Below are 25,807 nucleotides of genomic sequence, written 5' to 3' on the forward strand. Positions count from 1 at the left end.
ACGACCCGGCGGCGGGCGGCTCGGGACGGAGGGCGCGCGGCCACCGGCAGCGGACAGTGCCGGGTCACGCCCGGTCGACGACCAGCTCCGAGACGCCGGCGACGGCGTCGATGTCGTACCGGTCCTCGGCTCCCGCCCAGCCGGCCGGTGTGACGGTGGTGCCGCCGGCCACGCCGGTGCGGGTGACGCCGTCCACGGTCACGGTGCCGGCTCCGCTGTTGGCCCGCACCCGCACCGGCGCGTCACCGGCGAGGTGCACCAGGAAGCGGCTGGCGCCCCCGCTCATCGACACCCGTACGGTGCCGGCGGCCGGTGGCAGGGTGATCTCCGCCCGGTCGGTGCCCGCGCTGAACTCGACCTCGTCCAGCCGGCCGCCGCGCAGGTCGAGGAGCTTCTCGCGGGCCCCACCGCTCAACTGGATGCGCCAGCGCACCGCTTCGTGCAGGGCGACCTCCACGAGCGCGGGACCGGCGCCGGCGGTGGCCGCCAGCCCCGCCCGCACGGAGCCGTCGCCCATGGTGACGGCGGGCCGGACCCGCGCTCCCGTCGGCGTGGTCACCCGGTACAGCGCGTCACCGAGGTCGGCCGACCGCAGCCGGACGGTGTCCGCGCCGTCGGGCAGCACGAAGGTGGCCGCCCGGAGGTCGCCCCGGTCGGCGGTGGCGGTGTGCGCCGTCAGCCGGTCGGCGCCGTCCGCCGCCGGGCCGCGGGAGAGCACGCCGTCGCGGCCACAGCCAGCGACCGCCAGGGTCAGTACGAGTGCGCAGGCGACCGCCCGCCGTCTTCCCGTCCGTCCGGACCTGGTCACCTGCCGACCTCCTCGCGTCGCCAGGACGGCCATTACCCGGTCGCGCCGGAGCCGAATCCCGGCCGTCCGGGCCCGGCAACGGTCAACGGGGCACGGTGGACGGCTGGTGGTGAGCCCTGATCCGGTCGTCCTGCGGGCGGTCGACATGGCGGCGCTGGTGCCGCCCGCCGGCGGAGCGGCCGGCCTTCCACCGCATGGCCTGTTTCTCCACGAGGTGCCACGACGGCACGGCGAACAGGAGCGTTCCGAGCACGCTGAGCAGGATGTAGGCGACGGTGCCGTAGCGCGCGCCGCCCAGGAGCGCGACGATCTGCTGCACCGGGAAGGCGTAGATGTACAGGCCGTACGTGTAGTCGTGACGGCGGGCGAGACGGGCGAGCCGTTGAGGGGCCGCGACCGCGAGGTAGAGCAGCAGGTAGGCGAACGCGGGCAGGCCGATCGCGATGAAGCCGCCCCACCGCAGGGAACCGGCCGCCGCCAGCGCGGCCGCCACGGCCAGCCGACCGTCCAGCGGGACCCGGTGGGAGTAGAGCCGCGCCACCGCCCCCAGCAGGAAGAGAAAACCGAGGTAGAGCGTCCAGTCCGCGGCGAACGACCCGACCAGCGGGAACGGCCCGATGGCGCCCCGCGCCGGTGGCCGGCTCGTCCAGTCGGGTGCGGTGACGAGGTCGCGCAGGATCAGCAGGTAGCAGATGCCGGTGAGCACGAGCACCGCCCGAGGCGCCCGGTGGAGCACCGTCGTGGCGATCAGAACACCCACGACACCGTAGAACGCGAGGTCGTAGCGGAGGGTCCAGAGTGAGCCGTCGAACGCGCTGGGCCCGCCGCCGAGTCGGCCGAAGGGCGTGTCGGCGAGCAGCCCGGAGATCGTGAACTGCTCCATCGAGGCGAACCAGTTCGTCGTGACGTAGTCGAGCGGCCCGGCCGGGTGGGCCCAGAAACCGTCGAGTGTGCCGCGCTCGACGAGCGCGACGAACGGGGCGAGGACGAATGCGGTGACCAGTAGGCACACCCACAGGCCGGGAAAGACACGCAGCAGGCGCGCCCACGCGAACTGCCGCAGTGATGATCGGAGCGCGCTGTCGGTGATGAGGAACCCGGAGATGAGGAAGAAGCCGTAGAGCGCGAGGGCGCCGAGGTCGCTCTGCCCGGACGAGAGGGCGTGCCCCGGGGCGGGGCGGCCGAAGCCCAACGGCCAGGCGTGGGCGACGATCACGCCGAGCGCCAGCGCGACGCGGATCAGCCCGAACGCGTTGTGCCGGGCCGAGTAGCGATCTGCCAGACGGGGCAGGGGGTGACGCGGGAACCGTGAGGCGGGCACGGGTGGCTCCTTGTCGGTCGGGTGGTCGTACTCGCTGGTTCGTCAGGACGCCGGTGTCGACAGCGGCGGCGAGGCGGCCACCACGGGCACCGGCGGCGGCTGGACCGATGCCGCCGGATGTACGCGCGGGGTGAGGACGTGGGGGAGGCCCAACAGGGTCGTGATGGCTCGTACGCAGCGCTGGCCGGCCCGGCCGTCGCCGAACGGCGACTGACCGGGGGATCCTGCCGGCTCCGCCAGACGGCGGCCGACCGCCTCCATGATCCGGCCGGGATCGGTGCCGACCAGTTCGCCTGCCCGATGTCGCACGATCTCGGGCCGCTCCGTGGTGCCTCGGGTCACGACGACCGGTACGCCTAGGCTGGCCGCCTCCTCCTGGAGGCCGCCGGAATCGGTGACGACCAGGCAGGACGCGCGCAGCAGGCCGATCATCTCCGGGTAGGGCAGTGGCGGGACGAGGCGCGCGTTGGGCACGTGACCGAGCGCGGCGCGCACCTGGTCGGCCAGCCGGGGGTTCGGATGGGTGACGAGGGCCAGATCGAGGTCGTCCCGTTCGCCGGCGATCCGGGCCAGGGCACGAAGCACGTCCGCCATGCCCGCACCCCAGTTCTCCCGGCGGTGCACGGTGGCCACGAGCAGCCGTCGGCGTGGATCGACCCAGGCCGGGGTGCGGGCCAGCCCCTCCCGCAGCAGGATGTGGAGCGCGTCCACCACGGTGTTGCCGGTCACGACCACCTGCTCGGCGGGTATGCCCTCGCTGAGCAGATTGTTCCGTGCGGTCGGCGTCGGGGCCAGGTGCAGGGCGGCGCACCGGGCCACGAGCGACCGGTTCGCCTCCTCGGGAAAGGGCTGCCGGAGGTCGTGGCTCCGTAGGCCCGCCTCGAGGTGGACCACGGGGATGCCGTTCCAGAAGGCGACCAGGGCGCCGATGAGCGCGGTGGTGGTGTCACCGTGCACCACCACCGCGTCCGGTCGGTGCCGGGTGAGTACCTGCTCGATGCCGCCGGTCAGGCCGGCGGCCAGCTCGGCGAGCAGGCCTGACCGGCGGTCCAGCGTGAGGGTGACGTCGGCGCGCAGACCGAAGGGAGCCAACGCCTCGTCCACCCGGCCGGGTTGCTGACCGGTGTCGACCACCGACGTGGTGACACGCGGGTCGTGGTGGAGCAGGCGGACCAGTGGTGCGATCTTGACACCCTCGGGCCGAGTGCCCGCCAACATCATGATCTCGGGAATGCCCGCTCCACCACGACCCATCGGTCAGCTCCTGTTCCTGGCCCGGCGGCGGCGGTGCAGCAGGACGCCACCGGTGCTGGCGGCCAGCGCGCTGAGGCCGAGCGCGATCGGCGCCCCGGCGAGCGGGATCACCGGAATGGGCGGGGCGACGGCGTTGGGACCGCAGGTGGCGGACCCGATCGTGACCTCGGCCAGAGTGCCGCCGAGCGCCGACAGGCTGAGGGCGGTGACATTGAGTTGCCCCGCGGTGGGGCTGGACTGGCCGTTGAGGGTCAGGTTCAGCAGACCCGCAACGCTCAGACCGGTGTTGGGGGCGGGATTCGCCGGCAGCGAGAGCAGGGTCGTCGACACCCCCAGCAGGGTCGACACGATGCGGGCGTTGACCAGGCTGGCCGAGCCCGTGGCCGACGGGCTGCTCGTCGCGGTGCAGGACGCGTACACCGCGTCGGCGACCAGGCTTATCGTGGCCAGTCCGTTCGTGCCCAGGTTGAGGGAGACCTCGGAACCCTGGGTCGCGGTGCACACGCCCCCGGCACCGATCGTGATCGCGCCCGCGCTGCCGAGCACGCCGGCACAGGCGGCGGAGGTGCCGTCGTTGAACGCCCGGACGGCCTGGCCCAGAACGCCCGCGGTGATGACGGTCTGGCCGCCCAGCACGCTCAGCGGCGGATTCGTGTTGCCGGAGATGGACTCCGTCGTTCCGTCGTTGGTGGCGCTTGCCGAGCCGGAACTCGCCAGGCCACCGCCCACCAGATTGATCTGGAGGGCCGAGGCCGTCGATTGGGAGGTGTCGGCCATGGCTGGTGACGCGGCCACCACGACCATTGCCAGTCCTCCGGCCAGTACGGCGGCCGTCCGGGCGATGCCCGGTCCTAGCTTGCGCATGTGAGAGCTCTCTTCCTGTCGACGATGCTGACTGGGGGGCGGTCTGTGGGGATGGTCTGGGTGATGGGCTGTGGGACGGGAATGCTCGCGCGGATCGCGGAGGCGGTGGTGCGCCTTCCGGGCTCCGGGCCGGGGCGGGGCGTGCCGGTGGCCCGGACGGCGGAGCCCACCGGGGGGACGGGAGCGTTGACGCGGGCGGTCTTCTGCCACTCCGACCGCGAGCCGAGCATCCGGCCGAGGGCGACCCAGACGGCGACGGACTGCACATAGCTGTAGAGCCAGTGGCCGATGCCGAGCCCCAGCGCGGCGGGTAGGGACAGGTGGGGTTCGCAGCGGCTGCGGTAGACCAGCCCCCAGACCGCGAACGGGCCGATGCCGAAGATGGCGACCAGCGGCGGGAGACCCCAGCCACCGGAGGACCACCAGGCGCCGATCCCGCCGGCCGTGTGGTCGATGTACCAGCCGAGCACCGCAAGGCACCCGAGGTAGACCGGAGTGCCGACGAGCTGGCACCAGGGGGCGGCGAGAAAGTGCGCGATCTCCAGCGTGGCGGCGTTGCCGACCCGTCGGGAGTTCAGCACGGGAGTCAGGTAGCGGCCGCACTGCATCGAGCCCTGTGCCCACCGGGCCCGCTGCCGGATCAGCGGCCTGACTTCCGTGAGCGCCTCCTGGGCCACCCACGTCTCGCCGCAGTATTCGGTGCCCGCACCGTTGAGCAGGATGTGCAGTCCGAGTTCGAAGTCCTCCAGCAGCGCGCCGTGCCACGGGGTGCCGTGCTCGGTGGCGAGCTGGTCGAGCAGCGACAGCCGGGTGAACTGGCCGTTACCGCCCATGGCGACGCTGCGGGTCTGGCGGCGCAGCGACTGCATCGCCGCGATCGGGGCCCGGAACTCCATGTCCTGGAGCCGGACGAGTAGCCGTTCCCGCCGGCTGAGGCCGGGCGTGTGCCGCGCACACTGGATCATTCGGACCTCGACCTGGACGGCCGCGACCGACGGTGAGCCGAAGTACCGGGGGCCGGCGAGGGCGGACCGGCACCGCGGGTCCAGGTAGCTGTCCGCGTCGAGGACACCGACGATGGTCCGCTCGAGGTCGATGTTCGCCGGCAGGTACGCCCTGATGGCCCGCCAGGCGGCGTTCAGCGCCGCGCCCTTGCCCTGGACCGCCTCGGGAAGCCGGCGAGTGACGATGCGCACCCGGGGATCGCTGGCGAATGCGTGGAGGATGGCGCCGGTGCCGTCGTCGGACGCGTCGTCCACACACCACACGGTCGCCTCCGGCATGTCGTGCAGGAGCCGGTGCAGGGTGCCGGCGATGACGGCCGCCTCGTTTCGGCAGGGCACGACGATGTGCCAGTCGAATCGCGTGTAGTCCCCGCCGGGGGACCGGCGGTCACGCAGATGCAGCACCAGGATGCTCAGCACGTAGGCGCAGAAGGAGACGCAGAGCAGGAACGCCACGGTGTTCAGCACCGCCAGGGAGGGAATCTCAACGGGCATCGCGTGGCCTCCGTCGTACGGTCCTGCGTCCCACCAGCATGAGGAAGAGGATGGCGACGGCGATGAGTCCCAGAGTGCTGATGGCGGAGCCGATCAGGACGTGGCTGCGCTGGTAACCCACCTCGAAACCCCATGTCCGCATCGCCAGCACGACGCTGGCGAAGCGGAGCTGGTTGATGGTCACCAGCAGGGCGACCGCCAGCGCGACGGCGGTCACCGCTCTGGGGAAGGTCACCCGTCGGAAGCCGACCAGCAGGGCGGCCAGGACGAACGGCGGGATCAGCAACATGGCCACGGAACAGCCGGTGGACACCAGGAATCCGACCCAGCGTTCGTCGAGACGGAAGACCACCGCCGCGCCGACCGAGTTGGTGTCGGCGAGCCCTGTCGCCGACACCAACCGCGCGTTCAACCACGCCTCGGCGACCGCCACGTCGTGCCAACGGCGCAACAGGAGCGCGCCCAGGGCGACGCCGCAGAGCGCGCCCAGGGCGGCCTGGACCCAGCTCAGCAGGGTGGGGCGGCTCATCGGGTCCGGCCGATGAAGGTGGCCAACCACAGCGACGCGCCGAGCACCACCAGGCCGATCCCCACGAGCAGCCATGACTGCACCGCGGCGCCGGTCGCGGCGAGGCCGCCGCCTATCGACGGCCCCTTGGTCGGAACCCCGTACATCCGTCTCACTCCTCCGGTAGGAACTCACCCGTCGGCAACGAAACGGAACATACCGGTTAAAAACGGACTTTCGGGGCGTGATGGCGAATGTGGGAGGGGTGGCTCGCTGTCGTCGTGGCGCGACGCCGGATCCGGTTACCCGGCGGGCTGATCGCCCGCCGTCTGGTCGCCGAAGTGGTGGCGGGTGGTGTAAGGCGGCAGTTCGCCGCGCGTGAGCAGCTCGTCAAAGCTGGGGGCCGCCTGGTCCCGCGCCGACAACAGTGGTGCGGCCACCGGCCACGGTATGGCAAGGCGGGGATCGAGAGCGTGCACGGCGTGTTCCCGCTCGGGCCGGTAGGTGGTCGAGGTCAGGTACATCACCGTGGCTTCGTCGGACAGGGCGCAGAAGCCGTGCCCGAGCCCCTCCGCCAGATAGACGGCCCGCCGGTCGACGTCGTCGAGGACGATCCCCTCGCACTGCCCGAAGGTGGGCGACCCGACCCGGAGGTCGACGACGACGTCCCAGACGCGTCCGCGGACGCAACAGACGTACTTCGCCTGCCCGGGGGGCACGTCGGCGAAGTGCACGCCGCGGAGCACGCCCCTGGTCGAGGTGCTCAGGTTGCCCTGCCCGAAGCGCACCGGCCGACCGGTGGCGGTCTGCAGATGGTCCAGCCGGATCCACTCCAGGAAGCTGCCTCGTGCGTCGTGGTGCTGCTGCGGGGTGATCTCCCACGCGCCCTCGATGGAGAGTGGGCGGATTTTCATCGTGTCTCCCCACTGCCGATGCCGGACGAGGGCACGGGCCTGACCCCGGGAAGCAGGCGGACCAGGTAGTCGCCGTATCCGCTCGCCAGCAGTGGTTCCGCCAGGGCGCGCAACTGCTCGTCGTCGATGAGGCCGGCGCGCCAGGCGGCCTCCTCGACGCAGCCGATTTTTTGACCTTGGCGGTCCTCGATGACCCGTACGTATTCCGACGCCTGGACCAGGTCCGCGAAGGTGCCGGTGTCGAGCCACGCCGTTCCGCGCCCGAGCGCCGAGACGTGTAATTCCCCCCGCTTCAGGTACTCCTGGTTGACCGCCGTTATCTCCAATTCACCGCGAGCGCTCGGACGCAGGTCGCGAGCTATTTTTACCGCGGAGGAGTCGTAGAAGTAGAGCCCTGGTACGGCATACCGGGATCGTGGCCGGAGCGGCTTCTCCTCTATCGAGAGCGCCCGGCCGTCGTCGCCCAGAGTGATGACCCCGTAGGCGGTGGGATCGGCGACCGGATATGCGAACACGTGCGCGCCGCGTACGGCGCTGTGCGCCCGCAGTTGCCGGCCGAGCCCGGGCCCGTGCAGGATGTTGTCGCCGAGCGCCAGGGCGACGGGCTCGCCGGCGAGGAAGTCCTCGGCGATCAGCAGTGCCTGCGCGATGCCGCCGGGGCGCGGTTGCGTCGCGTACCGCAACCGAATGCCCCACTGGCCGCCGTCGCCGAGCAGCCGACGGAACTGTATTTCGTTTTCAGGCGTGGTGATGATCAGTACTTCGTGAATCCCCGCCATGATGAGCGTGGTGAGCGGATAGTAGATCATCGGCTTGTCGAAGACCGGCATGAGTTGCTTGGAGAGCGCTCGGGTCAATGGCCGTAGACGTGAGCCATTCCCGCCTGCCAGTAGTACACCCCGCATGTGAAAATGGTAGAGAGGGAAACATTTTCGATGGTCGGATCCGTGCGTGTCTTCCGAAAAGTTCGGTGATCCCGATCGAGGGTGCTGTTGTCCGATGCTCGCCCCGAGCTGCCCGGCGCCTCGGTCACGGTGTGGTTGCCCGACGACGGTGCGGCATCCGCGCCGTCATCGAGCGTCGTGGGCCGGACGACGAGCGCTCAGCTGCCCGTGCCGACCGGCTCGGGATCGAGCGGCCGGTAGGTCCGCTGTGTGCCGGTCCGGCGTCGCCGAGCCTCACGTACGGTGAGCTGGATGCCCTCGGTGAGACCGATCGTCGGGCGCCAGCCCAGCCGATTCAGCGCCTTGGTGCTGTCCAGCGCCATCCGGCGGACCTCGCCCTTGCCGGGGTGCGGCGCGTACTCGGGATCCATGTCCACATCGACCGTCGCGCGGATCGTCTCGAACAGGTCGTTCACACTGGTCTGCCGGCCGGTAGCGATGTTGACCAGACCCATGCCGGGATGGTGGCAGGCGCGCGCCACGGCGTCCACGACGTCGCTGATGTAGACGAAGTCGCGGGTCTGTTCCCCGTCGCCGTGGATCGTCGGCGAGTGGCCGGTTAGCAGTGCCTCGGTCATCCGGGCCACCACGCCGGGTGTGCCGTCGGCGCGGACGGGGCCGTAGACGTTGCCGAGGGTCAGCACCGTGGAGGAGAGGCCGTACTGGCGCCGGTACCAGTCGAGGTAACAGATTCCCACGGCCTTGCTGATGCCGTACGGGCTGGTCGCGGCCAGGGGATGGTCCTCCCGGACAGGTAGTGCGTGCGGCGCCACGGTGCCGTAGACGGCGCTGCTCGCGGCGTAGACGAACAGCCGCACCCCGGCCCGGGCGCACGCGTCGAGCACGTTGATCGTGCCGAAGATGTTCACGTCGGCGTCGAAGAGGGGCGTCTCCAGCGCGGCGGGCAGGCTGCTCTGGGCCGCGAGGTGCACCACGACCTCGGGTTCCCAGTCGTGAATCACGTCCACCGCCTCGGCGGTGCGGATGTCGTGCTCGATGATGTCCGACTGGGAGAGCCCGCCGTAGGCGGCATCGGTGAGGTTTTCGAGGCTTCCGGTGGAGAAGTCGTCGAGCACCCGGACGTGGCTGCCCATCAGCATCAGGCGGGCGACGACGCTGCTGCCGATGAAGCCGGCTCCGCCGGTCACCAGCACTCGGCCCGGCACCGAGCTGCCCGGTCGGGGCTGCTTGGGCATCAGCGGCGGCACTTCCATCGTGGACTCCTCGCGACGGTGTGGTCTGCGGTGGCGGCAGCCGGTGCACGACGCGGCGCAAACCACCGATCAATTAAGGACATTCTGGCATGTAGAAGCCTGAATCGGGCTTGGTTGCCCACCCGAGAAAGGTTTGTTTTAGCCACTATGCGCTCTCTGTCCGTTTTCATGCTTCATAGTGCTCTTTGGGAAGTTCGGGTCGCCCAGGTTTCAGCAGGGTGCAGGGGAGGTGCATGTTCGTGGAACCGCCAGCGGTGGTCGTCCCGGCGCAACACGGGCCGGCTTGCGCGGCCCCAGGGCCGGCACGCCGACACGAAGCTGCTTCACTGCGCGGCAGTGGCCGGCACCGTGCCGCCCGGCCCGGCCTGCAGGGACCCCGCCGGATCCGCGTCATGGTGGTGGAGGGAGCGGAGAACCCGACGCCCACCGACCGGCTCGACGACGAGTTCGACGTCGTGCTCCGGGTCTCCGCGCCGGCCCACCCCGATGCCGTCACGGTGGCACTCGACCGGCTGCGGCCGCGGGTGCTGCTGCTGAAACACTCACTGGAGAGCATCGACACGCGCACCGTGGCCGTGTGCCGGCAACTGGGCGTGGAGATCCTGGTGCTCGCGCGCCCGGTCTACGGGCTGCTGCACCCGCCGCGCCTTCGCCGGTTCGGCGGGCTGCCCTGGATCCGGCTCCGGTCAGGCCCGCAACACGCCACCGGGGAAGGGCTCAAGCGCTGCTTCGACCTCCTGCTCGTCGCCGCCGGTTCCGTCCTGGTGCTGCCCCTGATCCTCGCGATAACCCTGGTCCTGTCGTGCACCGGAGCACCGTTCTACCGCCAGCGGCGGATCGGCGCGGCCGGCCGGGTGTTCCACGTCGTCAAGTTCCGCACGATGCGGTTCGGTGCGGAACGGGACACCGGGCCGGTGCTCGCCCGACCCGACGACGAGCGCATCACCCGCATCGGTGGTCTGCTACGCAGGTCCCGTCTCGATGAGCTTCCGCAACTGTGGAACGTGCTCCGCGGCGACATGAGCCTGGTCGGCCCCCGCCCGGAGCGGCCGGAGTTCATCGCGGAGTTCAGCCGCATGCCCCACTACGACATGCGTCACCTGATCCGTCCCGGTCTGACCGGCATCGCCCAACTCACCGGCGGCTACGCGGCGACGGTCGAGGACAAGCTCCGGTGCGACCTGCTCTATCTGAACTGCAGATCGCTGCGGGTGGACCTGACGCTGCTGGCGTTGACGGTGCTGGAGCTGCTCCGGGGGTTCCCGCGTGGCTGAACCGGCTGAGGTGGTCGACGGACGGCCGACCCGCGACACCCTGAGTCTGCTGGGTGCCCGGTCCGCCACGGCGCTGGCCGGCCTGCTCTCACTACCTGTCGTCTACGAACACCTCGGCGCGCAGGCGTTCGGCGTCTGGGTGCTGCTGTCCGGCCTCCTCGCGATGGCTGCCGTGCTCGATCTCGGCCTCGGTTCCGCCCTCGTCCGCGAGGTGGCGGCGGAGGGTGGCGGGTCCGACCCCGTCACGGTCCGGCGGCTGCTGGGGCTCGGTCTCGCCTGGGGGCTCCTGCTGGGGCTGCTCCTGCTCGGTGTCCTGGCGGCCGGTTGGCCGTGGATCAGCCAACTGCTACGCCTGGGTGAGCTCACCCGTGAGGCCTGGCACGCCACGCTGTGGCTGGTGCTCGGGACCGCGGCCGGCGGCGTCGAGCTGCCCTGGCGGGCGGTACTGGAGGGAATGCAGCGGTACACCGTCCTCGCGGCGGTCACCGGCGCCACGGCGGTGCTCGGTGCGGTGCTCGCGGTCGTGGCCCTCCGCCTCGGCGGCGGGCTGGTGGCCCTGGCCGCCTGCGCCGCCAGCACCGCGATGATCCGTACCGGCCTGCTCGCCGTCACCGCCGAGCGTCAGCACCGGCACCTGGCGCCCCGCTGGGGGCGTCTGACCAGCCTGGACCTGCGGCGGATCAGCGGGTACGGGCTGCGGGTCCAGGTGTCCAACGGGGCCGGGACGGTGAACGTCGAACTCGACCGGCTGGTCCTCGGCGGCTTCTTCGGCCCGGCCACCGCCGGCGCGGTCGACTTCGGTGTCCGACTGCTCAACCTGCTCCGGCTGCCGCCGGGATTCGCGCTGATCGTGCTCTTCCCCGCGGCGGTCCGCAGAACGGCCGTCGAGGGCCGGGAATGGCTGGACGGCTTCTACCTGTCGGCGCTGCGCCAGTTGGCGCTCTTCCTCGCGCCGGCGGCGGCGGCCCTCGTCGTCAGCGCCGACCCGCTGGTGCGCCTCTGGCTGGGCCACCAGGTGCCCTGGGCGGGCGCGACCATCGCCATCCTGGCCCCGGCGTACGCGCTCAACCTGATCGCCGGCGCCGCGACCGTCGTCGCCCGCGTGCAGGGGCGTCCGGGGCTGGAGACGCGCTACGTGCTGCTGTCGGTCGCGATCAACCTGGCGCTGACGGTGCCGCTGCTGATGGTGGTCGGTCCCCTCGGCGTGCCCCTGTCCACCGCCCTCGGGGTCGTGGTGGCCAGCGTGTACTTCCTGGCGCACTTCCACCGGGCCACCGTCCGGCCGGTCCGGCCGATGGTGGCGGTGCTCTGGCCGCCACTCGTGGCGGCGGCCGTCGCGGGACTCGCGACGCACGCCCTGACCGCCCTGCTGCCCGACGGCCAGGGACGGCTGGGCGCGGCCCTCGCCGTGACCACCCGGGGAGGACTGACCCTCGTCCTCGCCGGCACGCTGCTCGTGCTCTGCGGGTACCTCGGCGCGGACGACCGCTCCCGGCTGCGGTCCCTGGCCGGGACCGCCCGGTCGGCCGTCGGACCGCTGGCGGGGAGGGGACGATGAGCGTCGCCGCGCCCCCGAGACAGTGCCTCAACTGCGACGCCGGCACACCGCACCGGTCCCAGCTCGGCGGACTGCTGCGCCGCTGCGTCGGCTGCGGCCTCAACTGGACCGTGCCCGACCCCGCCGTCGCGCCGCCGCGTTACGAGGCGGACTACTTCTGCGGTGGCGGCTACGACGACTACTTCCTCGCCGGGCCGCGCCGGTTCGAGGCGGGTCGGCGGTTGCGGTGGTTGTCGTCGGTGGTGCGTCCGTCGGTGTTGGTGGAGGCGGGTTGCGCGGGTGGTTACTTCCTGGAGGCGGCGCGGGGGGCCGGGTTCACCGTGACGGGGGTGGAGGTGTCGCGGGTCGCGGCGGAGTTCGCGGTGCGGGAGTTGGGTGTGCCGGTGCGGCAGGGGTATTTCGAGCGTGTCGCGTCGTCGCTGCGGGCGGACGTGGTGTGTGCGTTCCACGTGTTGGAGCATGTGGATGATCCTCGGGTGTTCCTGCGGGCCGCGTGGGAGACGTTGACGCCGGGTGGGTGGCTGGCGTTGGAGGTGCCGAACATCGCCTCGGCCGCGGCGGACCGCCTCGGCCACGACTGGCCGGGACTGCAACCCGACTACCACCCCTGGCACTTCACCCGGGAGTCGCTCGCCCGACTGCTGACCGGCGCGGGCTTCCAGATCGTCCAGCAGGACACGGCCGTGTTCCGGTTCTACATGCCGGCGGGCTACCGCCTCCGCCACGCGCACCGACTGTTGCCCCGGGACTGGATCGACCTGCGCTCGTCCCGCCTGACCCATCCCCGTCGCGGGGACCTGCTGCGGGCGATCGCCCGTAAACCGCACGACCCACGGAGTGGCTGATGAAGCTGACGAACGAGGAACTGGTCACCTGCGCGCTCTGCGGCGGGACCGGTGGCCACCTACCCGCCCTGGACGGGGTGTTGCGCCGATGCGCCCACTGCGGGTTCGTCTGGACCGCCGGACCCGCCACCCCGCCCGACGCGCTGTACGACGAGGCCTACTACCTCACCGACGGGTACCAGGACTACTTCGCCGACGCGGCGCAGCGTCGGTTCGAGGCGGGCCGGCGGTTGCGGTGGTTGTCGTCGGTGGTGCGTCCGTCGGTGTTGGTGGAGGCGGGTTGCGCGGGTGGTTACTTCCTGGAGGCGGCGCGGGGGGCCGGGTTCACCGTGACGGGGGTGGAGGTGTCGCGGGTCGCGGCGGAGTTCGCGGTGCGGGAGTTGGGTGTGCCGGTGCGGCAGGGGTATTTCGAGCGTGTCGCGTCGTCGCTGCGGGCGGACGTGGTGTGTGCGTTCCACGTGTTGGAGCATGTGGATGATCCTCGGGTGTTCCTGCGGGCCGCGTGGGAGACGTTGACGCCGGGTGGGTGGCTGGCGTTGGAGGTGCCGAACATCGCCTCGGCCGCGGCGGACCGCCTCGGCCACGACTGGCCGGCCGTGGCCCCGCGCTACCACCGGTGGCACTTCACCCCGGACACCCTGACCCGGATGCTCCTCGACACGGGGTTCCAGGTCGTCGCCCACGACACCGTCTTCTCCCGCTTCTACTGGCCGCCGCTCGCCAGGCTGCGTCAGGCCCGTGACCTGCTCGTCGCCGACTGGGCGGCGTGCGGCTCACCCCGGATGCGCCACCCACACCTCGGCGACCTGCTGCGGATCTTCGCGCGCCGCGACGACGCGCCGAGGTCGCGATGAGCGCCGCCGCCGGGCCCGCGGGCAACGCCGACCGCCCGGTCCTGTCGATCCTGTTGACCAGCTGGAACACCCGGGAACAGACCCGGCTCTGCCTGGAGTCGCTGGCTGCCACCGTCGACCCCGATCTCGACTACGAGGTGGTGGCCGTCGACAACGGCTCGCGGGACGGCTCGGACGAACTGCTCGCCGGCTGGCCCGGGGTCACCCTGATCCGCAACGAGCGCAACGTGGGCTATGCCGGCGCGGTGAACCAGGCGTACCGCCGCTCCCGCGGCGACCTGCTGCTGGTGCTCAACAGCGACATCCGGTTCCATCCCGGAACGCTGGCCAGGATGATCGGCTTCCTGCGCGACAATCCGGACGCGGCCGGGGTGAGTCCGTTGTACCTGAACCCGGACGGCACCTTCCAGCAGCACTACGTGCAGCTGCCCAGCTTCGCCGCCACCCTGGCGCTGTTCACCGTCCTGCGCCGGGTGCCCGGCTTCCGGCACGCGCTGCACACGTTCCAGATGCGCGGGCAGGACTTCAGCAGGCCCCGGCGTCTCGCCTCCGGCAGTTGCATGATGCTCCGCCGCGCGGTCGTGGAGCCGGACGACGTCTTCGACGAGCGCTTCCCCGTCTACTGGAACGACGCCATGCTCGCCCGCCGGCTCGACGAGGCCGGTCACCACGTGTGGATGATTCCCGACGCCGCCGTCAGCCACGTGCGCGGCGCGTCGTGCCGGCTGTTGGGCCCCGCCATCCGCCATCGCCACCTGCTCGGCGGTCTGGTGGGTTACCTACGGGAGACCCAGCCCCGGCACCGGCTCGCCCTGTTCCGGCTGGTGGTGATCGGCGACCACGTGCTCAAGCGACTCTGCGGTCGCACCGTCCAGCTCACGTTCGCCGACCTGCGGCAGGCACTGCGGGGGGACGTCGGCCCGCTGCCCGACGGCGACATCCGGGACTGGCTGGTCGTGTTCGCCGGGGCCCCCTGGTCCGTCCCCGCGGCCCGGGCCGCGGCGGAGGACGAGGCCGGCCGGGACCGGCGTCTGCTCCTGGTCGATCCGCCGGCCGGCCGACCACGGTGGCGCAGTCGACTCACCGTCCTCGACGGGACCGGATGGCACCTGACCCCACCGACCGGACTCCCCCTCGGCCACCGCCTGCCGGCGGCCGACCGGATCAACCGCCGGATCGCCGCCGCCGCCGTACGACGTTGGCTCGACCGGCACGCGGGCGCACGACTGCTCCGACTCGACGACCAGCGCGCGTGCCCCGTGGTCGGAAAGATCGGTGAGGACGAGGTGCTGCCGGCCGCGGTCCGCACCCCGGTGGCACAACGGGCCGGCAATGGGTGACACCACGGCCTGCCGTACGCGGATCGCCGCCGGCACCGGGGCGGGCGACTCCCCGCCCTGGGTGGTGTTGTTCAGCGCCACTCCCTGGCAGGGCGGAGCCCACCGGCAGCACGCGCTCGCGCGGCAGCTCGCCGCCGACCATCTCGTGCTCTTCGTCGATCCTCCCGGCCAGTTGCCCCACTGGCGGACGACCGTGCGGCCCGTCGAGCGGAACGTCTGGCACGCGGTACCACCCGCGGCCGTGCCGCTCGGTCGTCATCTGCCGCCGGGCAACGAGCTCAACCGCCGGGTGATCGTCGTGTCGCTGCGGCGCTGGCTGGACCTCCGGGCCGCGACCGTGCGGCTGCTGTGGCTGGACGAGGACGCAGCGGCTCCGTGCGCCGGCCGGGTTCCCGCCGCCGCCAGTGTCTACGACGCCACCGACCTGGACTGGACGTTCACCCGCTGGTGGAACCGCTGGCACCTGCGCCGAAACCTCGCCCGGGCGCTCGCCGCCGCAGACCTGGTGCTGGCCTCCTCGGCCGCGCTTCCCGAACGGATGCCGGCGGTGGGACCGGCCCCGGTGGTGCTACCCAACGGCTGCGACCCGGAACACTTCTCGCCGGACGGTCCGACCGCGCCCGAGCTGACCGGGATGAGCCGACCGCTCATCGGCTACTGCGGCGCCATCGACACGCGCGCCTTCGACGGGGAACTCCTCGCCGCGGTGGCCCGTGCCCGACCCGGTTGGACCTTTCTCCTGGCCGGTCCCAGCACCCGCGCCGGCCGCTCTTCCCTGCGGGGACTGGCCAACGTGGTCCTGACCGGGCCGGTTCCGTACGCCAGGGTTCCGGCACTGCTGCGCGCTTGTGACGTCACCGTCGTCCCGTACCGGACCGGCGCCCTGGTGGACTACGTCCACCCGAAGAAGTGCTACGAGTACCTCGCCCTCGGCAAGCCCGTGGTCGCGACCCCGCTGCCGGCGCTGCACGCCCTGACCGGCGTCGTCCGGCTCGCCGCCGGGCCCCGCGCCTTCGCGCAGGCGATCGAGGCGGCGCTGGACACCGCCCGCCTGCCCACGCAGGTCGCCCGACGACGTGCGGTGGCGGCCGACAACAGCTGGGCGGTCCGCGGCCGGCAGCTCCGGGAACTCCTCGACGGGCTGCCGCGGTGAGGCGCGCCGGCCTGGCGGTCGTGCTCGCCGGAGCTGTCCTCGGGGTCACCCTGTCACTGGTGCTGATGCTGCCGGGTCCGGCGGCGCCGGCCGGTGCGGGCGCGTTGCTTTTCCTGCTCGTGTTCCTGCTCTGGCCGTGGACGGTGCTGCCCGTCGGGATACTCGGTGGCGCGCTGGCCGGCGCCTTCCTGGGCGGGGGAGACATCCGGGTGTACGTGGCCGCGCACCTGCTGCTGCTGGCGACCGGCGGAGTCGCTCTGGCCGTCCGCCACGGGCTGCGCCTCGACACCCGACCGCGACGGACGCCGGCCCACACCGGGATGTTGTGCGTCGTCGGGCTGACCGTAGTCGGTGCGGGCTACGGCCTGGCAATCGGCAACCTGCCGACCCAGGTCCTCGTCGCGGCCTACCAGATCGCGATCCTCCCGGTGTACTTCTTTCTGGCCATCCACACCCTCACCACCCGACGCCGGCTGGTCGCGGCGGGTCTGCTGTACCTCGCCGCCGTCGTCGGACTGACCGCCGTGTCGATGGCGGTCCCGGGCCGCCACGGCGGGCTGCTCGCCCTGCTGGCGGCACCGATGCTGATGTGGGTCGCCGGCCGTACGCGAGGCCTGCGCCGGGCCACCGCGGTGGTGCTCGCCGCGTTCCTCTGCGCCGACGTGCTGCTCGCCTCGTACCGTGGCATCTGGCTCGCCGCCGGCGTCACGTTCCTGGTGATGCTGGTCCTCGGCCGGCGGTCCGTCCGGCTCGGGATGGCCGCCACCGCGGCGGCGGGCATCCTGGTGGCGGGGCTGCTCGCGCTGCACCCCGGGGTCCGGGAACGGGCCCAGGAAATCGGCGACGGGCTGCGGCAGTCGGCCGGATACCGGGGCCCCGAGTCCATCGTGGGGCTGGGCGTCTTCGCCGAGCGGCCGCTGCTCGGGGCCGGGCTCGGGCAGTCCACCACCGACATCTACCTGGCGGACTTCGCCTCCACGGACGTCGGGCCGGTGTACCACGCCTTCTACGTCACCCTGCTGGCCAACGTCGGCCTGGTCGGACTCGGGCTGGTGCTCTGGCCGATCCTGCGCAGCATCCGCGCCGGCCTCGCCAGCCGGGACGGCCCGGGCGTGCCGTTCGCGGCGCTCTGCTGCGGTTTCCTGGTCGCGGCGATGTTCGCCGCTCCCACCGACGGGCACTGGGAGCTCGGTCTGCTACCCGCGTTGACCCTGTTGACCTCGCCGTGGCGTGCCACGGGGGCGCGCCGGCCCGCCCCCGCGCGGGCGGCCTGGCGTCCCAGGGAGGTGGTCTGGCGATGACCCGACCCGACGCCACCGCGATCGTGGTGACCCACAACTCCGCGCGGCAGATCGTCGCGGCGCTGACCGCCCTGCGGCAGGCGGACCTGACGGTCCGGCTGGTCGACAACGCCTCCGTGGACCGGACGGTCGAGCTGGTCCACCGGCACTTCCCGGAGGTGACGGTACTGGCCGGCGACGAGAACGTCGGCTTCGCCGCCGCCGTGAACCGGGCCGCCGCCGGGGTCGGCAGCGGGGTCCTGCTCTTGGTCAACCCCGACTGCGTCGTCCCGCCGGCGACCGCCCGGGAACTCGTGCGCGCCGCGCTCGACCGACCGGAGGTCGGGATCGTCGGGCCCCGGCTGGTGGACGCGCACGGCGGTGTCGCGGTCAGTGCCCATCCCTTCGAGACGCTGACGACGGTGGTGGCCAGCCGGTTCGGGGGACTGCTCGTGCCGGTGCCACTGCGGCGCCGGCTCGCCGGGCGGCGGCGGCGCCGGATGTACGACGCCTGCCTGCGCGGCGGCCGGCCCTTGCCGGTGGACTGGGTCTCCGGCGCCTGTCTCGCCGTGCGTACCGACCTCTTCACCGCCGTCGGCGGGCTCAACGAGGCGTACTTCATGTACTACGAGGACGAGGAGCTGTGCCTGCAGGCCCGGCGACTGGGGCGGACGGTGCTCTACCTGCCCACCGCGACCGCCTGCCACACCGGTGGCGCGAGCAGCAGCGATCCGGCCTGGATCTGGCCGCACCTGTACCGGAGCATGCTGCTGTTCTTCAGCCGGCACCAGCCCCGGGTCCGGCACGCGGTCCGCGCCGTCGTGCTGCTCAGGGCGCTGATCGGCGTCGGGCTGGCGGGCGTGCGGCTGTCCCTGCAACCTCGGGCCGGCGTCGCCCGGGCCCGAGCCTGGGCCCGGGTGGGCCGCGTCGCGGTCAGCCGGCTCCCGAGCGGAGGGAAGTTGTGATGCATGTCCTGACCACGGTTGTCGGCTCGCGCACCGAGCACTGGACCGACCTCTTCGACATTCTGTGTGAGCGGCCCGGGGTGCGCCTGACCGTGCTCGCCGCCGACGTCTCGCCCCGGACCCGCCGGGAATTCGCCCGACTCGCCCGGCGGCACCCGGCCTTCGAGGCCCGGACCCTGCCGCACTGGCTCGGGGAGGGACGCAGCGGGCACATGGCCTCGGTGCTGGTCCGCTTCGGTGGCCGGCCCGGCCCGGCGATCCCGCCGCCCGACGTCGTGCACGTCATCGGCGAGGCCGCGTACCTGTCGACGTGGCAGGCGTTGCGGCTGTGTCGCAGGCGCTGGCCGGGGGTGCCGACCACCCTCTACGCCGCGCAGAACGTCGTCACCCGGTTCCCGATGCCGTTCCCGCTGCTCGAACGGCATGCGTACCGCAGCGTGGACATGATCCTGCCGATCACCCCCGCAGCCCGCGACGTGCTCCGGGCCAAGGGCTACCGGGGGGCGGCCCCGATCGTCCCCCTGGGGGTCGACGACCGGATCTTCCGTCCGCCGCCCAGCCGACGCGTCGGATATCAGCCGTTCACCGTCGGCTTCGTCGGCCGGTTCGAGCACCACAAGGGAGTGTTGGACCTGTTGCGCGCCTCCGAGCTCGTCGACTGCGACGTGCTGCTGGTGGGCGACGGAAGCCTGACCGCCGAGATCGACCTCGCCGCCGCACGCCGTCCCGGCCGGGTCCGGCGTCACGCCTGGGTCGGGCACGCCGAACTGCCGGGACTGTTGGGCGAGATGAGCGTTTTCGCGCTGCCCTCGGTGGAGGTCGTGCAACGCAACGTCCTGCCCTGGGTCGGGATACCGCTGCGCGAACAGTTCGGGCGGGTCCTGGTGGAGGCGATGGCCTGTGGCGTCCCGGTGGTGGGAAGCGACGTCGGCGAGGTCCCGTATGTCATGGGCGACGCCGGCCTGGTGTTCGCGGCCGGCGACGTCGCCGCGCTGGCCGGTCGGCTCGCGGCGCTGCGGGACGATCCGGCGCTGGCGCAGGACCTGTCGGCCCGGGGTCTGACCCGGGTGCGGACGCACTTCACCTGGCAGCGGGTCGCCGAGCGACTCTGCCAGGTCTGGGACGGGCTGTGCGACGGAGGATCCGCAGCCACCGCCGGAACGGGCACCCCGAACGGCCGTATCACCGCCGTGGCGGTGGAGGAGGCGAGCACACGATGAAGACAACGATCGACATCGGCGAGTTTGTCAATGTGTCCTGGCAGCGGGCGGTCCTGCCGCTGCTCGGTCTCTGCTGCGGGCTCGCCGCCGCGCAGGCGGTGACACCCGCCCTGCCGGCACGGTACGAGGCGGACGCCTCCATCCTGGTCGTCGCCAACCCGCCCGACGGGGACCGGCCGGCGGAGATGAGCCTGGCCCTGGCCCAGAACCTCGCCCCGACGGTGGCCAAGCTCGTCGGCTCGCGGGAGGTGGCGCTGGACGCGGCCGACGCCCTGTCACTGCCGGAGCAGGCGGTCGCCGGGCACGTCCGGGGTTCCTTCGAGCCGGGACTGCAGATCATCACGGTGCGCGCCACCGCCCCGTCGGCGGAGCGGGCGGCGGCGATCGCCAACGCGGCCAGCCAGGCGGTCGGCGGCCAGTTGACCAGACTCAAGATCGGCGGCGACACCCGAGTCACCACCCGCGTGGTCGACACCGCCAGCCCGCCGTCGCGGCCGGCCTTTCCGAAGCCGTTGCTGAACGTGGCCCTCGGTGCGCTGGCGGGGCTGCTGCTGGGCTGGGGCGCGACGATGCTCCGGGACCGCTTCGCCAGGGGCCTCAGGGACGTCGCGCAGATCGAGTCCCGGCTGGGTCTTCCTGTCGTCGGCGTCCTGCCGCCCATGCCACGACGCTTCGCCCGGCACCACGCCGCCGCGCTGTTCGCGCGCCGTGACGTCGCCCGTCACACCCGGGCCGCCGCGGCGGCGCTGAGCGTGTTGACCGCGACCTCGGAGCGCCGGCGGCTGCTGGTCGCCAGCGTCCGCGACGACGACGGCGCGTCGCTGATCACCGCCCTGCTGGGGTTGGGGATGGCCGCCGAGCGCCGTCCGATCACGCTGGTCGACGGAGCGGTCCGCGATCCCGCGCTCGCCGGGCACTTTCCCGACGCGCCCTTCACGTGGCAGCAGGTCGTCAACGACCGGCGGACACCGGCCCGGCTGGCCAGCGCCCCGACGCTCATGGTGTTGCCGACCGAGCCGCAGGACGGGCTGGGCCCGACGCACGCGCGGGCCCTCGGCGAGGTGCTGGACCTGCTCGACGACGGGGACGAATCCGTCGTCGTGCACGGGTCGCCCGTGCTGGCCAGCTGCGACACGGCGGCGCTCACCCGACACGTCGACGGGGTGCTGCTCGTCGTCGTGGCGGGGCAGACGAAGCTCACCGAGGCGGAGCGGGCGGCACGCCTGCTGCGCCGGTTGGGGATGCCCCTGATCGGCGTCATCGCGGTGGGGGCCACCGACGGCGGCGCCTGCGGGCCCGCCGAGACGGTTGCCGGGGCCGGCCCGGCCGTGGCGCCCGCCCCGGCGTCCGGGGACGGCGGTGGCGGCGAGCCGCAGTCGCGGGCCCCTCAGGCCGTCCGACCGCCGGCGGACGCCCGTCCGCTCGTGGCGGCGACCGGTGCGGGCACGCCCGCCGAACCGGTGGGCGTGCGCGCCCACGGCCCCCAGCACTCGGCGGTCGGTCGCCCCCTGGCCCGGGCCGAGGGCGGTCTCCGGCCCGCGCGGGCGGCGGCCGGACGCGTGCCGATCGAGGGCGTACCGGCGCGCCGCACCCTGGATCCCGACGCCACGAGGTATCTCCCGAACGGTGTCGTGGTCGACACCGATCCCGCCCCCCGTGCCCAACCGAAGACCCGCCCCTGGTCGTCCCGCCGACGCCCGTGACACGACGGGCCACCTGCGGCCAGGTGCCACGCCCGACAGCCCCGAGATCCCGAGAGGAACCCTGATGAGTGACACCGTCGCGGTCGTGCCGACCACGTCGACCGACCCGCGCGCCATGTACTGCGACCTGCTGAAGCAGGCACTGACCCGGTACGTCTTCCAGGAGACGTGGATGCCGTACCACCCGCGCCCGAAGTCGCTGCACGGCCGCGTCTACCACAGATACCGGCATCTGCTCCAACGGCGCGGGCTGGAACTGGTGCTGCGTTTTCCGTTCGACGCGCAGGCGCGCGCCAACGGTCGTGACTGGCCGCCCGAGGCCGACACGATGATCGGCCTGCGGCGCCTCGACAACCTGGAGAAGTGCATCGCCGACGTCCTGGCGGACGACGTGCCGGGCGACCTGATCGAGACCGGCGTGTGGCGAGGTGGCGCGGTCATCTTCATGCGGGGCATGTTGCGCGCCTACGGTGACGACGAGCGGTCGGTGTGGGTGGCCGACTCCTTCCGGGGGTTGCCGAAGCCGGCTCCCACGAGGACCGAGGACGTCGAGGACGCGTTGTGGAACCAGCCGTTCCTCGCCGTGCCGCTGGACCAGGTGAAGGCCAACTTCCGGCGGTACGGGCTGCTCGACGACCGGGTCAACTTCCTGCCCGGCTGGTTCGAGGAAACCCTGCCGCAGGCCCCGGTCGAGCGGCTGTCGCTGATGCGGCTGGACGGCGACATGTACGACTCGACGATGGTCGCGCTGCGCAGCCTGTATCCCAAGCTGTCGGTGGGAGGCTACGTCATCGTGGACGACTACCACGCGGTGCGGGGCTGCAAGCAGGCGGTGGACGACTTCCGGGCCGAGTACGGCATCGTCGACGAGTTGCACCGGGTGGACTGGACCTGCCGCTACTGGCGACGGTCCCGCTGACCCGGCCGGGTCGACGGATGAGGGTTGGCGGGCGGCCGAGCCGCCCGCCAACCCTCACTCCTCTTCCGCCTCCGCCGCTCAGTTCGGCGTGGACGCCTGCGGGTTGGCCGCGATCCACCGGTCGAGACCGTCCTCACGCACCGCCGCGAAGAGCTCGGCGGAGCGCCGCTCGTCCAGCCGGACCGCCGACCCGGCCGGGGTGGCGAGGTTGGTGTCGACGGCCGGTACGGTGACGAACCGCAGGCTCTCCGGGCGGACGCGGCGGACGGCCAGCGCGAGCGCGGTGAGGTCGAGGTCCTCGTCGACCGTGAGCGACGCGGCCGCGGTGGTGAGGAGCCGGTCGAGGCGTCCGGGATTGGTCAACAGGCTCTCACCGGTAACCTTCTCGGCGATCGCCCGTACGACGAGTTGCTGGTCGTGGATGCGGCCGAAGTCGCCGCCGGGCACGTTGTGCCGCTGCCGGACCAGGTCGTCGGCCGCGCGTCCGTCCAGCTGGTGGCAGCCCACCAGCCACCGGGTCCCGGTGTCGGTCGAGACGACCTCGTGGGGGAGGCAGACGGTGATCCCGCCGAGGGCCTCCACGATGGAGCGCACGGCGGCGAAGTTCGCCACCAGCACGCCGTCGATGGTCACGCCGGTGAGCCGGTGCACGGTCTCGGCGGCCAGTGACGCCCCGCCGAGGGCGAACGCGGCGTTGATCTTGTTAGGTCCGCCGTCCCAACTGCCCGCGCGGGCGGGCACGTCGACGTAACTGTCCCGGGGGATCGACACCACCGTGGCGGTGTCCCGGGCGGCGTTCAGGTGGGCGAGCATGATGGTGTCGGATCGCTGCCCCGGGTACACGCCCTGGTCCGGTTCGCCCTCGCGGGAGTCCGAGCCGAGCAGCAGCAGGTTCAGCGGTCCCCGGGCCCACCGGCCCTCGTCGCGCGGTGCGGTGCCGTTGCCGAGGATGTCCTCCCGGTGCACCCTGCTCTCGTAGCGGTGCTTGGCGGCGAGGCCCAGCGTGACGAGCCCGGAGCAGAGCACCCCGAACATCGCGACGAGGACGATCGTCGCCTTCTGCCAGCCTGCCCGGCGGCGCCATGCCGTTCCCAGCGTGGCTCGTATGGACGTCATCGCGGCGTGAACCCCTCCTGTGCGGTCGGTGTGGTGTCGGTTCCGCCGTGGGCGGACTCCGCCTGCGGCCCGGTCAGGGTGCGGTCCCGACGGCAGCCGGCTGCCTGGCGGTCACCGGCGGGGCGTCGGCCGGCGGTCGCGGCGCGGAGCGGGTCAGCCAGGTCCGCAGGCTCAGGGCGGGGCGTTCCACCAGGTGCCACGAGGGCACGGCGAGCAGGAGCGTCCCCGCGAGGGAGAGTGCGACGTACGCGGGAAGACCGTGGGCCGCGCCGCCGAGCAGCGCGACGACCTGCTGCACGGGAAAGGCGTAGATGTAGACGCCGTACGAGTAGTCCCGGTCCCGGCCGAGCCGGCGTAGCGCCCGGGGCAGGGTGACCGCGAGATAGAGCACCAGGTAGGCGAAGGCGGGCAGGCCGATGGCGAAGAATCCACCTAGCCGCATCGACCCGACCATCACCACGGTGGCGAGCAGCGCGAGCGTGCCGTTCATCGGCAGCCGGTGCGCGTGGTGCCGGGCGCACGCCCCGAGCAGGAAGAGGAAGCCGAGATAGAGGGCCCAGTCGGCGGCGAAGCTGCCGACCAGTGGCAGTGGACCGATGGCGCCGCGCTGCGGTGGCCGGTCGGTCCACGCCGGCACCGTCAGCAGGTCGTTAAGGATGAGCAGGTACGCCCCGGCGGTGAGGGCCACCACGAACCGGAACGCGCGGTGCAGGACCGCCGTCGCCGCCAGGACGCCGATCACCGCGTAGCAGGCGAACTCGTAGCGCAGGCTCCACAGTGAGCCGTCGAAGGCGCTGGGCCCCGCGACGAGCCTGCCGTACGGGGTGTCGGCCAGGAGGCCGGAGATGGGGTACTGCTCCATGCTGGCGAACGAGTTGACGAGGATGTATCTGAGTGGTCCCTCGGGGTGCGTCCAGAAGCCGGTCAGGCCGCCGTGCTCGTACCAGTGCACGGCCGGTGCGATCACGAACGCGGTGACCAGCAGGCACACCCAGAGCCCGGGCAGGACCCGCAGCGCGCGGTGCCAGGCGAACCGGCCGGGGGACAACCGCAGGGCGCTGCCGGCCACCAGGAAGCCGGAGATGACGAAGAAGCCCTGCACCGAGAGGGTCCCCAGGTCGGTCTGCCCGAGGGTGAGGGAGGCGCCGATACTCGGGCTGCCCAGGCCCAGCGGCCAGGCGTGCGCGACCAGTACGCCGACGGCCAGGGCCAGCCGGAGGAAGCCGAAGGCGTTGTCGCGGGGGTCGTAGCGGTCGGCCAGGCTCCGGCCCGGTGCGTGGTCCCTGCCCGGCTGTGCCATGAACTGCCCCCGTCGGTTGCGCCCGGACCCGCGCCGCGGCCGCCGATCCAATGGCGTCAGTATCTCCCCAAAATTGGGACAAAAGGGTCAATTGCGCAACATGAGCGAGCTGACCGCCGGCCGGCTTGACCCTCGACCTGCTCGATGGCCGAGCGTGTGTCGCGTCATGCCGGCGTCACGGGCAGGAGATGCGACGGTGTCGCACGAGATGGAAGAGTCAGCCGTCGGCGAGAAACCGTCCTCGTCGGCAACGGGCCGTTACTGGATCTGGCTGAGCGGGGTGCTGGTCTCCCTGCTCGGCTCGCAGGTCATGGCCTTCGGGATGACGTGGGTCGCCGCGGAGCGGGGCGGCGCGTTCGCCGGTCTGGTGCTGACCGCGGTCAACCTTCCGCGAGTGCTCCTGCTGCTCCTCGGGGGTGCGCTGGCCGACCGGATCGGCGCCTGGCGGGTGATGATCACCGCCGACGCGACCATGGCCGCCGCTACCGTACTCCTGGGTGGGGCACTCGTGGTGTGGGGCGCCCGGCCCTGCCTGCTGCTCGCCGCCGCCGTCGTCATCGGGGTCGTCGACGCGTTCTACCTGCCGAGCTCGGGCTCGATGCCCCGACGGCTGGTGCCCGCCGAAGGGCTCGCGCGGGCGGTGTCCGCGCGAGCGGCGGTCGGTCAGGTCGCGGCCTTCGTCGGGCCCTCGGCCGGCGGCCTCGTGGTCGCGACCGCCGGCCTGGCGGCTGCCGCGTTCGCGAACGCCGGCACGTTCGCGGTGATGGCGTTCGTGCTGGTCGCCCTGCGCCCCCGGGCGCTGCGGGCGGCCCCGCCGCCACCGCCGGGCGGCCGGGTGCTGCGCCACGCGGCCGACGGCCTGCGGATCGCCTGGACCGATCCGCTGCTGCGAACACTATGCGCTTCACCTCTGAGACGTCGTCCGACGGCATTCTCGAACAGCTGTTCATCCTC

General features: G+C 72.4%; 24 protein-coding genes. 12 read left to right on the forward strand and 12 right to left on the reverse strand.

All coding sequences use genetic code 11. From position 1 onward, the window contains the following. Positions 1-64: 64 nt before the first annotated feature. From ABZ809_RS31990 to ABZ809_RS32035, 10 genes are all read right to left on the reverse strand, one after another. Positions 65-808, reverse strand: coding sequence for a hypothetical protein (locus ABZ809_RS31990; RefSeq protein ID WP_357566374.1), 744 nt, complete (start codon positions 806-808; stop codon positions 65-67). Between the two features lie 82 nt (positions 809-890). After that, positions 891-2,129, reverse strand: coding sequence for an acyltransferase (locus ABZ809_RS31995; RefSeq protein WP_357566375.1), 1,239 nt, complete (start codon positions 2,127-2,129; stop codon positions 891-893). A gap of 42 nt (positions 2,130-2,171) precedes the next feature. After that, positions 2,172-3,383 (reverse strand): UDP-N-acetylglucosamine 2-epimerase (non-hydrolyzing), encoded by a 1,212-nt coding sequence (wecB, locus tag ABZ809_RS32000; RefSeq protein WP_357566376.1) that lies wholly within the window; start codon positions 3,381-3,383, stop codon positions 2,172-2,174. Between the two features lie 3 nt (positions 3,384-3,386). Then, complete coding sequence (locus tag ABZ809_RS32005) at positions 3,387-4,247, reverse strand: choice-of-anchor P family protein (RefSeq protein WP_357566377.1); 861 nt, start codon at positions 4,245-4,247, stop codon at positions 3,387-3,389. Continuing rightward, positions 4,235-5,746, reverse strand: a complete 1,512-nt coding sequence (locus ABZ809_RS32010) for a glycosyltransferase (protein ID WP_357566378.1) — start codon at positions 5,744-5,746, stop codon at positions 4,235-4,237. Before ABZ809_RS32010 ends, ABZ809_RS32005 begins: the two co-directional genes overlap by 13 nt. Continuing rightward, positions 5,736-6,275 (reverse strand): hypothetical protein, encoded by a 540-nt coding sequence (locus tag ABZ809_RS32015; RefSeq protein ID WP_357566379.1) that lies wholly within the window; start codon positions 6,273-6,275, stop codon positions 5,736-5,738. Before ABZ809_RS32015 ends, ABZ809_RS32010 begins: the two co-directional genes overlap by 11 nt. Further along, complete coding sequence (locus ABZ809_RS32020; protein WP_357566380.1) at positions 6,272-6,421, reverse strand: hypothetical protein; 150 nt, start codon at positions 6,419-6,421, stop codon at positions 6,272-6,274. The genes ABZ809_RS32015 and ABZ809_RS32020 overlap by 4 nt, the downstream gene beginning before the upstream one ends. A 135-nt stretch (positions 6,422-6,556) precedes the next feature. Continuing rightward, the gene (locus ABZ809_RS32025) at positions 6,557-7,168 is read right to left on the reverse strand and encodes a dTDP-4-dehydrorhamnose 3,5-epimerase family protein (RefSeq protein ID WP_357566381.1); all 612 of its coding nucleotides are present in this window, start codon (positions 7,166-7,168) and stop codon (positions 6,557-6,559) included. Beyond that, complete coding sequence (rfbA, locus tag ABZ809_RS32030; protein ID WP_357566382.1) at positions 7,165-8,073, reverse strand: glucose-1-phosphate thymidylyltransferase RfbA; 909 nt, start codon at positions 8,071-8,073, stop codon at positions 7,165-7,167. The genes ABZ809_RS32025 and rfbA overlap by 4 nt, the downstream gene beginning before the upstream one ends. A 197-nt stretch (positions 8,074-8,270) precedes the next feature. Next, entirely contained in the window at positions 8,271-9,326 is a 1,056-nt protein-coding gene (locus ABZ809_RS32035) for a GDP-mannose 4,6-dehydratase (RefSeq protein WP_357566383.1), read from the reverse strand. 392 nt (positions 9,327-9,718) lie between these two features. Here ABZ809_RS32035 and ABZ809_RS32040 point away from each other — a divergent pair, with 392 nt between their 5' ends. From ABZ809_RS32040 to ABZ809_RS32090, 11 genes are all read left to right on the forward strand, one after another. Next, positions 9,719-10,600 carry a sugar transferase gene (locus tag ABZ809_RS32040; protein ID WP_357566384.1) on the forward strand — a complete coding sequence of 294 codons (882 nt, stop codon included), beginning with the start codon at positions 9,719-9,721 and terminating at the stop codon, positions 10,598-10,600. Further along, positions 10,593-12,158, forward strand: coding sequence for an oligosaccharide flippase family protein (locus tag ABZ809_RS32045; protein ID WP_357566385.1), 1,566 nt, complete (start codon positions 10,593-10,595; stop codon positions 12,156-12,158). Before ABZ809_RS32040 ends, ABZ809_RS32045 begins: the two co-directional genes overlap by 8 nt. After that, the gene (locus ABZ809_RS32050; protein ID WP_357566386.1) at positions 12,155-13,003 is read left to right on the forward strand and encodes a class I SAM-dependent methyltransferase; all 849 of its coding nucleotides are present in this window, start codon (positions 12,155-12,157) and stop codon (positions 13,001-13,003) included. The genes ABZ809_RS32045 and ABZ809_RS32050 overlap by 4 nt, the downstream gene beginning before the upstream one ends. Further along, positions 13,003-13,857, forward strand: a complete 855-nt coding sequence (locus tag ABZ809_RS32055; RefSeq protein ID WP_357566387.1) for a class I SAM-dependent methyltransferase — start codon at positions 13,003-13,005, stop codon at positions 13,855-13,857. Before ABZ809_RS32050 ends, ABZ809_RS32055 begins: the two co-directional genes overlap by 1 nt. Next, positions 13,854-15,197, forward strand: a complete 1,344-nt coding sequence (locus ABZ809_RS32060) for a glycosyltransferase family 2 protein (RefSeq protein ID WP_357566388.1) — start codon at positions 13,854-13,856, stop codon at positions 15,195-15,197. The genes ABZ809_RS32055 and ABZ809_RS32060 overlap by 4 nt, the downstream gene beginning before the upstream one ends. After that, positions 15,190-16,350: a glycosyltransferase gene (locus ABZ809_RS32065; RefSeq protein WP_357566389.1), complete on the forward strand. Its 1,161-nt coding sequence runs from the start codon at positions 15,190-15,192 to the stop codon at positions 16,348-16,350. The genes ABZ809_RS32060 and ABZ809_RS32065 overlap by 8 nt, the downstream gene beginning before the upstream one ends. Next, complete coding sequence (locus ABZ809_RS32070; protein ID WP_357566390.1) at positions 16,347-17,651, forward strand: O-antigen ligase family protein; 1,305 nt, start codon at positions 16,347-16,349, stop codon at positions 17,649-17,651. The genes ABZ809_RS32065 and ABZ809_RS32070 overlap by 4 nt, the downstream gene beginning before the upstream one ends. Continuing rightward, positions 17,648-18,595 carry a glycosyltransferase family 2 protein gene (locus ABZ809_RS32075; protein WP_357566391.1) on the forward strand — a complete coding sequence of 316 codons (948 nt, stop codon included), beginning with the start codon at positions 17,648-17,650 and terminating at the stop codon, positions 18,593-18,595. Before ABZ809_RS32070 ends, ABZ809_RS32075 begins: the two co-directional genes overlap by 4 nt. Next, positions 18,595-19,815 (forward strand): glycosyltransferase family 4 protein, encoded by a 1,221-nt coding sequence (locus tag ABZ809_RS32080; RefSeq protein ID WP_357566392.1) that lies wholly within the window; start codon positions 18,595-18,597, stop codon positions 19,813-19,815. Before ABZ809_RS32075 ends, ABZ809_RS32080 begins: the two co-directional genes overlap by 1 nt. After that, positions 19,812-21,518, forward strand: coding sequence for a hypothetical protein (locus tag ABZ809_RS32085; RefSeq protein ID WP_357566393.1), 1,707 nt, complete (start codon positions 19,812-19,814; stop codon positions 21,516-21,518). Before ABZ809_RS32080 ends, ABZ809_RS32085 begins: the two co-directional genes overlap by 4 nt. A gap of 64 nt (positions 21,519-21,582) precedes the next feature. After that, positions 21,583-22,437: a TylF/MycF/NovP-related O-methyltransferase gene (locus ABZ809_RS32090; RefSeq protein ID WP_357566394.1), complete on the forward strand. Its 855-nt coding sequence runs from the start codon at positions 21,583-21,585 to the stop codon at positions 22,435-22,437. Between the two features lie 78 nt (positions 22,438-22,515). Here the strand turns inward: ABZ809_RS32090 and ABZ809_RS32095 are convergent, their stop codons facing one another. Together ABZ809_RS32095 and ABZ809_RS32100 are read right to left on the reverse strand one after the other, a co-directional pair. After that, entirely contained in the window at positions 22,516-23,553 is a 1,038-nt protein-coding gene (locus tag ABZ809_RS32095; RefSeq protein WP_357566395.1) for an LCP family protein, read from the reverse strand. Positions 23,554-23,626: 73 nt separating this feature from the next. After that, a complete protein-coding gene (locus tag ABZ809_RS32100) occupies positions 23,627-24,853 on the reverse strand; it encodes an acyltransferase (protein WP_357566396.1) in 1,227 nt (408 codons plus the stop codon). Positions 24,854-25,061: 208 nt separating this feature from the next. Here ABZ809_RS32100 and ABZ809_RS32105 point away from each other — a divergent pair. Next, positions 25,062-25,807: MFS transporter (locus ABZ809_RS32105; protein WP_357566397.1), on the forward strand; the 746-nt coding region annotated here is incomplete at its 3' end.

The organism is Micromonospora sp. NPDC047074 (assembly GCF_040643815.1).
GTDB lineage: Bacteria > Actinomycetota > Actinomycetes > Mycobacteriales > Micromonosporaceae > Micromonospora.